The organism is Nonomuraea sp. NPDC001699 (genome assembly GCF_053596455.1).
The window spans coordinates 417,718-430,017 of sequence record NZ_JBSFGF010000007.1; the positions used below are offsets into that span (position 1 = coordinate 417,718).

Consider the following 12,300-nt stretch of genomic DNA (forward strand, 5'->3'; position numbering starts at 1 on the left):
ACTTACCGGCCAGGACAGGCGGAAACATGGTTCCGGTCCGGCCGTATGCAGAACGGTGCTGGTCAGGGGCCGTTCGCGAGGCCGGCGGGGCCGCATGGGAACCGGTGACCCCCGCGGTGACCGCAGGCGCGGGACGGGCCGTGCGGACTGGATGCGGTGCCGGTAACGGGGTGTGAATACACTTGTCCAACGTGACTTCCAAGCCGCGCATCCCGAACGTCCTGGCCGCCCGCTACGCCTCACCCGGGCTGGCCCGCCTGTGGTCTCCCGAGTACAAGATCATCGCTGAGCGGCGGTTGTGGCTGGCGGTGCTGCGGGCGCAGGCCGAGCTCGGGGTGGCGGTGCCCGAGGGCGCGATAGCCGACTACGAGAAGGTCGTCGAGCAGGTCGACCTGGAGTCCATCGCGGCGCGCGAGCGCGTCACCCGCCACGACGTCAAGGCGCGCATCGAGGAGTTCAACGCGCTGGCCGGGCACGAGCAGGTGCACAAGGGCATGACCTCGCGCGACCTGACCGAGAACGTCGAGCAGCTGCAGATCCGCGACAGCCTGCTGCTGGTACGCGACCGCGTCGTGGCGCTGCTGGCCCGCCTGGCCTCGCTGGCCGGGGAGCACACGGCCACGGTCATGGCCGGACGTTCCCACAACGTGGCGGCGCAGGCCACGACGCTGGGCAAGCGGTTCGCGTCGGCAGCCGACGAGCTGCTGGTGGCCTACCACCGGCTGGAGGAGCTGATCGCGCGCTACCCGCTGCGCGGCGTCAAGGGCCCCGTCGGCACCTCCCAGGACATGCTCGACCTGCTGGGTGGCCGGCAGGACAGGCTGGCCGAGCTGGAGGACAAGGTCACCGCCCACCTGGGGTTCTCGCGGCGGCTGACCAGCGTCGGCCAGGTCTACCCGCGTTCCCTGGACTTCGAGGTGGTCTCGGCGCTGGTGCAGCTGGCCGCCGCGCCGTCCTCGCTGGCCAAGACGATCCGGCTGATGGCCGGGCACGAGCTGGTCACCGAGGGGTTCAAGGAGGGGCAGGTCGGCTCCTCGGCGATGCCCCACAAGATGAACACCCGCTCCTGCGAGCGCGTCAACGGCCTGACCGTGGTGCTGCGCGGCTACGCCTCCATGGTGGGCGAGCTGGCCGGCGACCAGTGGAATGAGGGCGACGTGTCCTGCTCGGTGGTGCGCCGGGTCGCGCTGCCGGACGCGTTCTTCGCCTTCGACGGGCTGGTGGAGACGATGCTGACCGTGCTGGAGGAGTTCGGCGCGTTCCCGGCGGTGATCTCGGCCGAGCTGGGCCGCTACCTGCCCTTCCTGGGCACGACCAAGATGCTGATGGCCGCCGTCCGCGCCGGCGTGGGGCGCGAGCAGGCCCACGAGCTGATCAAGGAGCACGCGGTGGCCGCGGCGCTGGCGATGCGGTCGCGGGGCGCGTCCAACGAGCTGCTGGACCTGCTGGGCGGCGACGAGCGCTTTCCGCTGGACCGCGGCGAGCTGGAGGCGCTGCTGGCCGACCGGGTGTCCTTCACCGGCGCGGCCGCCTCGCAGGTCGAGGAGCTGGTGCGGCTGGTGTCCCAGGTCGTGACCGAGCACCCGGAGGCCGCCGCGTACCGGCCCGGCGAGATCTTGTGATCCACCGGCTGCGCGACCTGGACGGGCTGCGCGCCGCGTGCGGCGACGACGACCTGGTCATGTGGACCGCCCAGGACCTGCGCGGCCAGGCCCGCGCCTGGGCGCTGGGGAACGCGGTGGTGGCCAGCGCGCCGCGCATCTCCCTGCACGACCGGCTGGCGGTGTGGGGCGACCCGGACGATCCGGACGACGCCGTCGAACTGGTCCGGCACGCGCTGGCCGAACTGGGCCCCACCTACCGGCCGCTGGGCGAGCGCGAGCTCATGCGGCGGGTGGCGGCGGGGCTGGAGGGCGTGCGGGAGAGCGGCGCGTTCTCCTGGATGAGCCTCAAGGCCGCGCCCGCCGCGCCCGCCGCGCCGCCGCCGGAGGTCGGCTGGCTCGATGGTGAGGCCGACCAGGAGGTCGCGGCCCTGCTGGCCGGTGACGCGCCCACGTCGTACGCGGTGCCGGGTGCGCCCGGCGTGCGGCGGTGGGCCGGTGTGCGCGTGGGGCACGAGCTGGCGGCGGTGGCGGCCGACGCGTGGTCCGCGCCGTCGGTGGGGCTGCTGGCCGGGGTCGCCACCGCCGCCCGCTTCCGCGGGCGGGGGCTGGCCGAGCGGGTGTGCGGGTGGGTGTCGTCCCAGCTCGTGGCCACGCACGGACGCGCGGCCCTGATGGTGGACGACGTCAACACCGCGGCGATCAAGGTGTACGAGCGGATCGGGTACCGCCGCAGGCCGGTGCTGGCCTGCCAGGTGACCGGCCCCGATCCCGCCGGGGTTCAGATGATGGCGCGATAGGTCAGGTGGGTGGCCAGCGGGGAGAAGTGCGTCTCGACCGGCTCCCACTGGCGCGGACGTACCCGGGCGAACAGACGGGTGCCGGCGCCCAGCAGCAACGGCACCAGGTGCAGGCGCAACTCGTCGAGCAGCCCCTCGTCGGCGGCCTGGCCGATCAGGTCGGCGCCGCCCATGATGACGATGTCGCCGTCCCCCGCCACGGTGCGGGCCTGCTCGACGGCCGCGGCGGGGCCGTCGGTGACGAAGGTGAACAGTTCGGGCCGACGCACCGCCGAGGGCGGGACGTGGGTGACGACGAACACGGGCGGCGCCTGCGGCTGGTCGCGGGCCGAACCGTAGGCGAGCGGGTCGCCCCAGCCGTAGGGGCCGTCGACCACGTCGAAGGTGCGCCGTCCCATGATGACCGCTCCGGTGGCGCGGACGGCGCCGCCCAGGACGCGCGCGTCGACGTCGGTGGGCTGGCGGGCCCAGGCGTGCAGGAGTTCCCCGCCGGTGCCGAGGCCGTGCTCCAGGCCGGGGTCGGGGCCGGTGACGTAGCCGTCCAGCGATACGGAGATGTCGGCGACGACCTTGCTCAACGGGTCCCTCCCCCTGGCGTGTCCGGTCGCGGACCACGCTGTCACCGGCGGCGGGAAAACCGGGTGAGGTTCGGGCGGTGCTCGTGCAGAGTTGACGGCGTGATGTCCAACTTTGTGCCTGGTATTGAGCTTTCTCGCGCCTTCTACGGCGAGGTCGTGGCGCCGCTGCTGCCCGGGGTCCGGCACAGCGCCGCGCTGATCGGCCCGGGGTCGGAGGTGCTCGAATTCGACACGGCCCGCTCGGCCGACCACGACTGGGGGCCGCGGGTCCTGCTGTTCGTGCCCGCCGGCCAGGTGGAGCCGGTACGCGAGCGTGTCACGGCGGGGCTGCCCGACCGGTTCGGCGGTTTTGACACGGTCTTCGAGTATCACGGGGTCCGCCAGCCGGGCGTCGTGGTCGCCGAGCTGGGGGAGTGGCTGGTGGGACGGCTCGGGTTCGACCCGCGCCAGGGGGTGTCGCTGCTGGACTGGTTGTCCGTGCCGTGGCAGAGCCTGGCCGAGGTGACGGGGGGCGAGGTGTTCTGCGACGGTCTGCCGGGCGAGGGGCTGGAGGCGGTCCGGCAGGCGTTGCGCTGGTATCCGCAGGACGTGTGGCGCTACGTCCTGGCCTGTCAGTGGCAGCGCATCGGCCAGGAGGAGCCGTTCCCGGGGCGGTGCGCGGAGGTCGGGGACGAGCTCGGTTCTGCCGTGGTGGGGGCGCGGCTGGCGCGGGAGGTGATGCGGCTGGCGTTGCTGCTGCGGCGCCGCTATCCGCCGTACGCCAAATGGCTGGGCAGTGCGCTGGCGCGGTTGCCGGGCTCGGCCGAGCTGGGCGAGGCGCTGGAGGCGGCGATGGCGGCGCGCTCGTTCCGGGAGCGCGAGCAGGGCCTGACGGCGGCCTACGGACGGCTGGCCGCGCTGCAGAACCGCATGGCGCTGACGGGACGGCTGGAGGAGGGGGTGCGGGGGTTCTTCGACCGGCCGTTCCAGGTGATCGGCGGGGAGCGGTTCGCGCGGGCGTTGATGGAGTCGGTGACGGACCCGGTGATCAGGGGGTTGCCGGTGGCGGGGTGCATCGATCAGTTGTCGGACACGGTGGAGCTGGTGACCTCACCGCGCCGGGCACGGGCGCTCACGGCCGCGGCTCTGGATCTCGGAGCTTAGGAATCTACATTGTAAAGCTGATGGGCTTGCACAAGATCATAAAGTAAACAACACAAACCCACCACCGAGGTCAGGAGGGCGGCGCTCCTCGGTCTGTGGGGTGTGCGTCGCGGGGTTCTCATTGTTGTGCCGGCAGTCCTGGTGGTTGAGGAGTGCCGGCCGCGTTCCCCGGGCCGGCGGACGGCGGGGTCACGCGGGCCCTGCTACTTCTGCTGCCGGGTGCTGTTGGCGTGGATGGCTTGGCGGTAGTAGGCGGCCAGGCCGGGGGCGAGGCGGTCGTAGTGGGCGGTGAAGCGGGGGTCGGTGGCGTAGAGGTCGCCGAGGCGCCGGTGGTGTTCGGGGGTGCAGTCGTGGAACCAGCGGGTGATGTGGGCGCGGTGGCGTTCGGCGATGTCCATGACGTGGGGGCTGTCGGGGGCGTGGCCGCGGGTGTGGGCGGCCTGCAGGTCGTCGTCGATGGCGGCGGCTTGGGTGGTGAGGTGGAGCCAGTCGGTTTTGGTGTGGGTGGCGGCGCGGCGGCGGCTTTCGGCGTAGGTGTCGGTGTGGCCCCAGCGGCGTTGGACTTCGGGTTGGTGGTCTTCGGGGTGGAAGTCGCCGAAGATGTCGAAGCGCTCTTGGGGGGTGAGGGTGATGCGCTGGGTGTGGGCGTGGATGGCGCGTTCGACGTTGGTGATGACGTGGTGGAGGCGTTGGGCTTTGCGGGTGAGGAGTTCGTGTTGGCGGTGGAGGTGGGTGAGTTCGTCGGTGTGGGGGTGGTCGAGGATGTCGGTGATCTCTTCGAGGGGGAAGCCGAGTTCGCGGTAGAGGAGGATTTGCTGGAGGCGGAGGAGGTCGTGGTCGGTGTAGCGGCGGTAGCCGGCGGTGGTGCGTTGGCTGGGGGTGAGGAGGGCGATCTCGTCGTAGTGGTGGAGGGTTCGTACGGTGATGCCGGCCAGTTTGGCGACTTGGCCGATGGACAGGGTCATGGGTCTGACGTTACGTGAGGGTGTGTGCTGGTGGATGAGGAGTTGCTGTCGATTGGGCAGTTCGCGCGGCTTGGTCGGTTGAGTGTGAAGCAGTTGCGGCATTACGACGAGTTGGGGTTGTTGCGTCCGGCGTATGTGGATGCGGGGACGGGTTATCGGTATTACCGGGCTGGGCAGGCGCGGGAGGCGTTGTCGATCGGGTTGTTGCGGTCGTTGGATGTGCCGTTGCCGGTGGTGGGGCGGGTGTTGTCGGGGGAGACGGGGGCGCTGGAGTCGGTCCGGGTGTCGTTGGAGGCGGAGTTGGCGCGGCGGCGGCGGACGTTGGCGTCGTTGGAGCGGGTGCTGGCTGAGGGGTTGCCGGCGCCTGAGGTGGGGTTGGTGCGGGAGCCGGGGTGGCGGGCGGCGTTCGTGGGTGAGCGGGCGGCGGGGTTGGAGGATGTGGGGCGGGCTACGTCCGCGGCGGTGGCGCGGTTGCTTGAAGGGGTGCGGGGGCCGGTTCGGTTGGTGGGGTTGTTCCCGGTGGATGTGGGCGAGGTGGTGCAGGTCCGGGTGGGGTTGATTCTGGAAGGTGACGCCGAGCCCGGTGGCGGGGCCGAGGTGGGGGTGTTGCCGGGTGGGGTGTTCGCGCGTGCCACTCATGTGGGGCCTTATGACCAGATCTCGTTGACGGTGCATGCCGTTCTGGCGTGGTGTGCCGAGCGGGGGCTGGCGGTGAGCGGGCCTTTGCGGGAGGTGTACGTGTCGGATCCGGCGTGCACGCCGGTTGAGGAGCTGGTGACGGATCTGCTGGTTCCGGTGCGGGAGGAGGGGGGAGCGGATGGATGAGGAGCGGGCGTTCGGGGTGGGGCCTTCCCGGGTGGAGATCGTGTACGAGCGGCTGGGGGATCGGGGCGCGCCGCCCGTGTTGCTGATCATGGGGGCGGGCGGGCAGTTGATCAGCTGGCCTGACGGGTTGTGTGCGGCGCTGGTGGGGCATGGCCTGCAGGTGATCCGTTTCGACGGTCGTGACTGCGGGCGCTCGACGCGGTTCGACGGTGCGGGGGAGCCGGATTTCGGGGCGGCGCTGGCGGGTGATCTGTCGTCGCTGGCGTACACGCTGGACGATCTGGTGGCCGACACGGTGGGGTTGCTGGATGTTCTGGGGCTGGACGGCGTGCATCTGGTGGGCGCCTCGCTGGGCGGGATGATCGCTCAGGCGGTGGCGATCGGGCATCCGGGCCGGGTCAGGTCGCTGACGTCGATCATGTCCACCGCCGGTGACCGGATGACGCCGCCGCCGCGTCCGGGTGCCCGGCCGCCTGTTGCCGGGCCGCCGCCGACGACGCGGGAGTTGTATGTGGAGCGGATGGTGGCCGGGGCCGTGACCGGTGGTGTGGCGGCCGATGTGGAGGCGGTTCGGGCGTTGGCGGGGCGGGTGTGGGATCGGGGCTGGTCGCTGGCGGGCATGTTGCGGCAGGCGGCCTCGGTGATCGGGTCGGGTGACCGGCGGGAGGGGTTGGGCGGGGTGGCGGTGCCGGCGTTGGTGATCCATGGCGCGGCTGATGCCGTCGCCGATCCGGCCGGTGGGCGGGCCACGGCGCAGGCGATCGCGGGGGCGGAGTTCCTGCTGGTGGACGGCATGGGGCATGGGTTTCCGCCGGGGGTGTGGCCGCTGGTGAGCGCGCGGATCGCCGCGTTGGTGGAGCGGGCGGAGCGGGGTCAGGAGGAGGGGCGGACGAGTCCGCTCTCGTAGGCGAAGACCACGACCTGGGCGCGGTGGCGCAGCCCGAGTTTGAGCAGGACGCGGCTGAGGTGGGTCTTGACGGTGGCTTCGGCCAGGTGCAGTGAGGCGGCTACTTCGGCGTTGGACAGTCCGCGTGCCACCTGGACGAGGACGTCGTGTTCGCGGGCGGTGAGCTGTCGTAGCCGCCGGTCCTGTTCGCGGGGGTCTGGGGTGAGCTGGGGGGCGAATTTCTCCAGCAGGCGGCGGGTGACGCGTGGCGACAGGACGGCTTCGCCGGCGGCGACGTTGCGGATGGCGCTGAGCAGGTCGGCGGGCGGGGTGTTCTTGGGCAGGAATCCGGCGGCGCCGGCTTTGAGTCCGGCGAAGGCGTACTCGTCGAGGTCGAAGGTGGTCAGGATGAGTACGCGGGAGGTGGGGCAGTCGCGGGCGATCTGCCGGGTGGCCTGGATGCCGTCGAGGCCGGGCATGCGGACGTCCATGAGGATGACGTCGGGGCGCAGGTGCCGGGCCAGGCGGGTGGCCTGGTCGCCGTCGGTGGCCTCGCCGGCGACGTGGAGGTCGGGTTCGGCGTCCAGGATCATGCGGAAGGCCATGCGCAGGAGTGCTTCGTCGTCGGCGATCAGCAGCCGGATGGTCATGGCGTGTCCGGGGCGGTCAGGTCGAGGGTGGCGGTGATCTGCCAGCCGCCGTCGGGGGCGGGGCCGGCGTGCAGGGTGCCGTTGTAGGCGGTGACGCGTTCGCGCATCCCGGCCAGTCCTCTCCCGGCGGGTTGGGGGGTGGTGGGGTGGTGGCCGTCGTCGGTGACCTCGATGTCGGCCCGTGCGGGGGTGAGGCGCACCTGGACGTGGGCGTGGGCGCCGGGGGCGTGCCGCAGCGTGTTCGTCAGCGCCTCCTGGGCCAGCCGGTAGAGGGTGAGCTGGGCGGCGGCGGGGACGTCGGCGGGGTTCCCGGTGATGTGGAGGCGGGTCGGCAGGCCGGCGGCGCGCATGCGGTCGGCCAGGGGGTGGAGCTGGGCGATGCCGGGCGCCGGGTGGAGGGCGGCCTCCTCCTGGTCGCTCTCCTGGCCGGTCTCCTGGTCGGCCCCGTGGTCGGCGCTGAGGGAGCGGCGCATGTCGCGCAGTGCCTGGCGGCCGGTGTCGGCGATCTGGGTCATGGCGGCGGCGGCCTGGTGGGGTGCCCGGTCGTGGACGTAGGCGGCGCTGTCGGCCAGGGCCACCATGACCGACAGGTTGTGGGTGACGATGTCGTGCATGTCGCGGGTCATCCGGGCGCGTTCCTCGGCGACCGCCAGGCGGGCCCGCTGGTCGCGGTCGCGTTCGAGGAAGGTGAGGTGGGTCTGCCGTGCCCGCGTCCACAGGCCGGCGGCCAGGGCGGCGGCCGACATCGCGCTGAGCGCGGCCACCGTGAACGGCGTCTGTCCCGGTGGCGCCCAGCGGGTGGCGGCCAGCACGACGCCGGTCTCCAGTGCGAGCGTGGCGGCCAGCGCGGCCCGCCAGGGGCGGTGGGCGGCGACCGTGTAGAGCGCGACCAGCAGGGCGGCGTCGGCGGGGAGTTGCACGCCGGCAACCCATTGGAGGGCGGCCGCGCCGCCGGTGGCGCACAGGACGAGTATCGGGGCGCGCCGCCGCCATGCCAGTGGCGCCACCAGGGCGACCTGGAGCGCGAGCGTGTGCGGGCCGCCTTCGGTCACCCGTCCGGGGCCCAGTGTGACGGTGAAGATGACGGCGGCCAGCAGTGCGTCGGCGGCCGTGGGCGGCACCGAGCGGATCGTCGTGGTCAGGCGGGCGGCCGGGTTCATGCGCCCACCCTAGAGGCCGGGCCGTGGCGCCCCCCATCCTCCTCGGGGATGAACATCGGGGGCTCTCATCCGAAAGTCGTACCCGCAGGTCAGCCTGTGGCCGCTGGCCGGTCGGCGGGCGCGGCTGCCAGTGTCGGCGCACATCCCCGTTGTCGTTCCGTTGGAGGAGAACCGGCATGTCCGTGATGACGTACGCGGCTCATCTGGCCGTCGCCGCCCTGGCCCTCGCGCCCGCCACCGCCGTGCAGGAGCAGCAAGGGCGGCCCGCGGTCACGCTCACCCTGCCCGCACCCGCTGGTCCTTCCCCGGTGGGGACGGTCGCCGTGCGGCTGGTCGACCGGTCGCGTCCCGACCCGCTGGTGAGGTCGAAGCGGTATCGGGAGCTGATGGTCAGCCTGTGGTACCCGGCCGTGCGCAGCGCGCTGCCGCCGGCCCCGCACATGGCGCCGCTGGCCGCCGCCGACTGGGATCGTCGTTCGGCGCCGCCCATGGGGATCGCCAAGGGGGCGGTCGACTGGGCCGCCACCGTCACCGCGGCGCGTTCCGGCGCGCCGGTGGAGCGCGGCGGAGGCAGGCTGCCCGTGGTGCTGTTCGGTTCGGGGGACGGCGGGCCGCGCACGCTGGGCACGGCGCTGGTGCAGGATCTGGCCTCGCGCGGCTATCTCGTCGTCACGGTGGATCACACCTTTGAGGCCGATCAGGTGGAGTTCCCCGGTGGGCGGGTGGTGCGGGCGTTGCCGTTGCCGGCCAAGCTGACGCCGCGGGTCATCGCCGGGTTGCTGGAGCGGCATGCGCGGGCGCGGCTGGCCGACATGCGGTTCGTGCTGGATCGGGTCGCCGCTCTGGGGCGGGGGGAGGCGATCGGGGGTGTGGCGTTGCCCGCCGGGTTGCGGGGTGCGCCGGATCTGTCGCGGGTGGGGGCGCTGGGGCAGTCGCTGGGCGGGTCGGTGGCGGCCCAGCTCGTCCACGACGACCGGCGGGTGGTGGCGGGGGTCAATCTGGACGGCGGTTATGTGGGGCCGGTGGCCGTCACCGGGGTGGCCAGGCCGTTCCTGCAGCTGGCGGCCGAGGCGCACACGCGCGAGAGCGAGCCGAGCTGGAGGTCGTTCTGGCGGGCCTCGACCGGGTGGAAGCGGGAGCTGCGGTTCAAGGGCGCCGCGCACGGTTCGTTCACCGACTTGCAGGTGCTGCTGCCGCAGGTCGCCGCGGCGCTGCCCAAGGGCGGGGTGGCGGTGGCCGATTTCGTCGGGACGATCGATGCGCGACGGTCGGTGGCGGCTCAGCGCGCCTATGTCGGGGCGTTCTTCGATCTGCACCTGCGGGGGAAGGCGACGCGCCTGTTCGAGGGGTCGGGTGGTGGTTTCCCGGAGGTGTCCCGCATCCCCTGACCCGACCCCCGCGGGGGCGATAACAATACCGGTATAAGTATCCCGGGGGTGTAGGCTGGGGGCATGGTGCGATCCCCGCTGACCCCCGAGGAGCGGCTGCGCGGCGAGCAGCTCGGCCACATGCTGCGTCAGGCCCGAGGCGAGCGCAGCATCGTCGAGATCGCCGCCGCCGCCGGTATGTCCGCCGAGACCCTCCGCAAGATCGAGACCGGGCGCATCGCCACGCCGGCGTTCTTCACCATCGCCTCGCTGGCCGACGTGCTGGGCATCTCCCTCGACCGTCTGGCCGTGCGCGCCACCCCCGCCCGCACCTGAAAGGTCAGTCGGCCGTCTGCGGTGAGCGGCGCACCTGGTCCAGCACGTCCTCGATCAGCCGCCAGGCCTCGCGCGCCGAGGCCGGGTGGAAGCTGTCGCGCTCGTCGGCGGCGAACCCGTGGCCGGCGCCCGGATACACCACCGTCTCCAGCCGTTCGCCGATCGCCTCCTGCTGGCGTGCGTCGATGATGGGGTCGTCGGCGCCGAGCAGCACCACCAGCCGTCCCGGCGCCCGCGCGGCCGGCTCCAGTGTCGGTTCCGGCCGGCTGAGCGGCAGGTCGGTGCCCGTCAGCCAGCCCGGGTAGAGCGCCACCGCCGCCGACAACCCCAGCTCGCCCGCCACCGAGCACACGACGTGCCCGCCCAGGCTGAACCCGACGGCCGCCGCCGGGAAGGCCCCCAGGCTCCGCAGGTGTTCCGACGCGGCCCGCGCGTCGGCCAGCACCTGATCGCGTCGCAGCAGCCAGGCCAGCTCCAGACCCCGCTCCCGACCGGCGGCGTCGGCGGGCAGCTCCACCACCCGCCCCCACGGGACGTCCGTCGCCGGATCGGCGGCAGGCCCCAGGTCGTGCCGGTGGTTGAAGTCGGGCACGACGACCGCGTGCCCGAGCCCGGCCAGCCGGTCGGCCATCCGCCGCGCGTACCGGCTCACCCCGAAGATCTCACCGGCGACCAGCACGCCCACAGGCCGCCGCGTTCCCACGGGCAGGGCCGTGTAGGCCGTCATGCCCGCGATGTCCACCCATCCGGTGGTGATCTGTGCGTTCACGCCGCCGAGCCAACCAGCCCCGCCCGCCTCCCGGCCAATCACCGGACCGATGGCCGCCATCACCATCCCGATCACCATCCCGATCACCGGCCCGCGCAAGTCCCGGTGACCGCTCACCGGGAGGGTTTGTCACGCAGCAGCGGATGCGACCGCATGGCCACCTCCAGCTCCCCGGGTAGCTCGTCGCGGTAGCGCCCCAGCGTCGACAGGTCGCTGTGCCCCAGCACCCGCCGCACCGCGTCCATGTCGACGGCGTCGGCCAGCAGATGGGTGGCCGTGGTGTGCCGCAGCCCGTGCGGGGTCACCGAACGCCGCTGGTCGGGATCGACGTGCCGCTGCACCCGGTCGATCACCGCCTGCACGTCACCCCGCGCCAGCCGCCGCCCCCGCCACGACAGCAGCAGCGCCTTGTCACCGTCGGCGCCGGCCACCTGCCCCCGGCCCCGCGCCAGATAGGCCTGCAACACCTCGGCCACGTCGTCGGGCAGCGGCACGTCACGCGTACGGCCGCCCTTGCCGAAGATCCGCCAGTAGCGCACCCCGTCGTTGGTGTAGAAGTCCTCCACGTTGGCGCGCACCAGCTCCGACACCCGCGGCCCCACCGTCGACAACAGCAGCACGATCACCGCGTCACGCAGCTGCGTGCGCTGGTCGCGCCGCTTGCCGTCCTGCTCGGGCGCCTCCCGCAACTGCCGGGCCGCCCCGATCAGCCCCTGGGCCTGCTCCCGCGTCAGCGCCCGCCGCTCCGGACGCAGCCCGCCCCGCTGCTTGGCCGTCACCGTGGCCGCCGTCATCGGGTTGATCTGCACCCACCCGGCCAGCGTGGCGTGCTTGAACAACGCCGAGATCGACCGCCGGAACCGCGCCTGCGAGGACGGCGACTGCCCCGACCCTGACCCGGGACCGGACCTGGGGGCGGCCGCCTGCCGCGCGTCGGGCTTGCGCGCGAACGCCAGCAAGATCGCATCGACGTCCTCGCCGGTCAGGTCGTCCAGCACCACCTCCGCGCCGGCCAGCGCCACCAGTGTGGCCACGTCACGCGCGTAGACCTCGGCCGTGGCCGGGGACAGCGCCCCCGTGGACGTCTTGGCCACCACCAGCTCCACGTAGCGGTCAGCCGCCTGTCCCACCGTCAACCTGTCGAGCTCCGCGGGCCGCACCGGCTCCCCTCCTCACATCTTGGCGACGCATGCAGATGATGTTGCCTGCAGAGGAGACGG

At 72.8% G+C, this 12,300-nt stretch carries 13 protein-coding genes; 7 read left to right on the top strand and 6 right to left on the bottom strand.

The features are described 5' to 3' along the window. Positions 1–191 precede the first annotated feature (191 nt). Positions 192–1,622, top strand: a complete 1,431-nt coding sequence (gene purB, locus ACWCSU_RS23710; protein WP_397043490.1) for an adenylosuccinate lyase — start codon at positions 192–194, stop codon at positions 1,620–1,622. Next, positions 1,619–2,401 (top strand): GNAT family N-acetyltransferase, encoded by a 783-nt coding sequence (locus ACWCSU_RS23715; RefSeq protein ID WP_449937507.1) that lies wholly within the window; start codon positions 1,619–1,621, stop codon positions 2,399–2,401. Before purB ends, ACWCSU_RS23715 begins: the two co-directional genes overlap by 4 nt. Here the strand turns inward: ACWCSU_RS23715 and ACWCSU_RS23720 are convergent. Next, a complete protein-coding gene (locus tag ACWCSU_RS23720; protein ID WP_449937510.1) occupies positions 2,383–2,979 on the bottom strand; it encodes a dihydrofolate reductase family protein in 597 nt (198 codons plus the stop codon). The two genes, ACWCSU_RS23715 and ACWCSU_RS23720, sit on opposite strands and share 19 nt — an antisense overlap. A gap of 102 nt (positions 2,980–3,081) precedes the next feature. Between ACWCSU_RS23720 and ACWCSU_RS23725 the strand changes: the two genes are divergently transcribed. Then, complete coding sequence (locus ACWCSU_RS23725) at positions 3,082–4,122, top strand: DUF4037 domain-containing protein (RefSeq protein ID WP_357700089.1); 1,041 nt, start codon at positions 3,082–3,084, stop codon at positions 4,120–4,122. 203 nt (positions 4,123–4,325) lie between these two features. Here the strand turns inward: ACWCSU_RS23725 and ACWCSU_RS23730 are convergent, their stop codons facing one another. Next, on the bottom strand, positions 4,326–5,087 hold the full coding sequence (locus tag ACWCSU_RS23730) for a MerR family transcriptional regulator (RefSeq protein WP_449937512.1): 762 nt from the start codon (positions 5,085–5,087) through the stop codon (positions 4,326–4,328). Positions 5,088–5,117: 30 nt separating this feature from the next. Between ACWCSU_RS23730 and ACWCSU_RS23735 the strand changes: the two genes are divergently transcribed. Further along, entirely contained in the window at positions 5,118–5,912 is a 795-nt protein-coding gene (locus tag ACWCSU_RS23735; RefSeq protein ID WP_364088570.1) for a MerR family transcriptional regulator, read from the top strand. Next, positions 5,905–6,819 carry an alpha/beta fold hydrolase gene (locus ACWCSU_RS23740; RefSeq protein WP_449937514.1) on the top strand — a complete coding sequence of 305 codons (915 nt, stop codon included), beginning with the start codon at positions 5,905–5,907 and terminating at the stop codon, positions 6,817–6,819. The genes ACWCSU_RS23735 and ACWCSU_RS23740 overlap by 8 nt, the downstream gene beginning before the upstream one ends. Here ACWCSU_RS23740 and ACWCSU_RS23745 read toward each other — a convergent pair. Together ACWCSU_RS23745 and ACWCSU_RS23750 are read right to left on the bottom strand one after the other, a co-directional pair. Beyond that, the gene (locus ACWCSU_RS23745; protein ID WP_449937515.1) at positions 6,786–7,448 is read right to left on the bottom strand and encodes a response regulator; all 663 of its coding nucleotides are present in this window, start codon (positions 7,446–7,448) and stop codon (positions 6,786–6,788) included. The genes ACWCSU_RS23740 and ACWCSU_RS23745 overlap by 34 nt on opposite strands. Beyond that, entirely contained in the window at positions 7,445–8,608 is a 1,164-nt protein-coding gene (locus tag ACWCSU_RS23750; RefSeq protein WP_449937517.1) for a sensor histidine kinase, read from the bottom strand. The genes ACWCSU_RS23745 and ACWCSU_RS23750 overlap by 4 nt, the downstream gene beginning before the upstream one ends. A 176-nt stretch (positions 8,609–8,784) precedes the next feature. Here ACWCSU_RS23750 and ACWCSU_RS23755 point away from each other — a divergent pair, with 176 nt between their 5' ends. Beyond that, the gene (locus ACWCSU_RS23755) at positions 8,785–9,996 is read left to right on the top strand and encodes an alpha/beta hydrolase family protein (protein WP_449937519.1); all 1,212 of its coding nucleotides are present in this window, start codon (positions 8,785–8,787) and stop codon (positions 9,994–9,996) included. 63 nt (positions 9,997–10,059) lie between these two features. Continuing rightward, positions 10,060–10,311 (top strand): helix-turn-helix domain-containing protein, encoded by a 252-nt coding sequence (locus ACWCSU_RS23760; protein ID WP_357699799.1) that lies wholly within the window; start codon positions 10,060–10,062, stop codon positions 10,309–10,311. A 4-nt stretch (positions 10,312–10,315) separates the two neighbouring features. Here ACWCSU_RS23760 and ACWCSU_RS23765 read toward each other — a convergent pair whose 3' ends face one another. Together ACWCSU_RS23765 and ACWCSU_RS23770 are read right to left on the bottom strand one after the other, a co-directional pair. After that, a complete protein-coding gene (locus ACWCSU_RS23765) occupies positions 10,316–11,080 on the bottom strand; it encodes a dienelactone hydrolase family protein (RefSeq protein ID WP_449937521.1) in 765 nt (254 codons plus the stop codon). Between the two features lie 113 nt (positions 11,081–11,193). Then, positions 11,194–12,240, bottom strand: coding sequence for a tyrosine-type recombinase/integrase (locus ACWCSU_RS23770; RefSeq protein ID WP_357699795.1), 1,047 nt, complete (start codon positions 12,238–12,240; stop codon positions 11,194–11,196). Positions 12,241–12,300 lie beyond the last annotated feature (60 nt).

Bases quoted from the DNA above. Each gene is read 5' to 3' on its own strand.
- ACWCSU_RS23725 (WP_357700089.1), top strand. From the start codon at position 3,082: ATGTCCAACTTTGTGCCTGGTATTGAGCTTTCTCGCGCCTTCTACGGC.
- ACWCSU_RS23730 (WP_449937512.1), bottom strand. From the start codon at position 5,087: ATGACCCTGTCCATCGGCCAAGTCGCCAAACTGGCCGGCATCACCGTA.
- ACWCSU_RS23740 (WP_449937514.1), top strand. From the start codon at position 5,905: ATGGATGAGGAGCGGGCGTTCGGGGTGGGGCCTTCCCGGGTGGAGATC.
- ACWCSU_RS23745 (WP_449937515.1), bottom strand. From the start codon at position 7,448: ATGACCATCCGGCTGCTGATCGCCGACGACGAAGCACTCCTGCGCATG.
- ACWCSU_RS23750 (WP_449937517.1), bottom strand. From the start codon at position 8,608: ATGAACCCGGCCGCCCGCCTGACCACGACGATCCGCTCGGTGCCGCCC.
- ACWCSU_RS23755 (WP_449937519.1), top strand. From the start codon at position 8,785: ATGTCCGTGATGACGTACGCGGCTCATCTGGCCGTCGCCGCCCTGGCC.
- ACWCSU_RS23760 (WP_357699799.1), top strand. From the start codon at position 10,060: ATGGTGCGATCCCCGCTGACCCCCGAGGAGCGGCTGCGCGGCGAGCAG.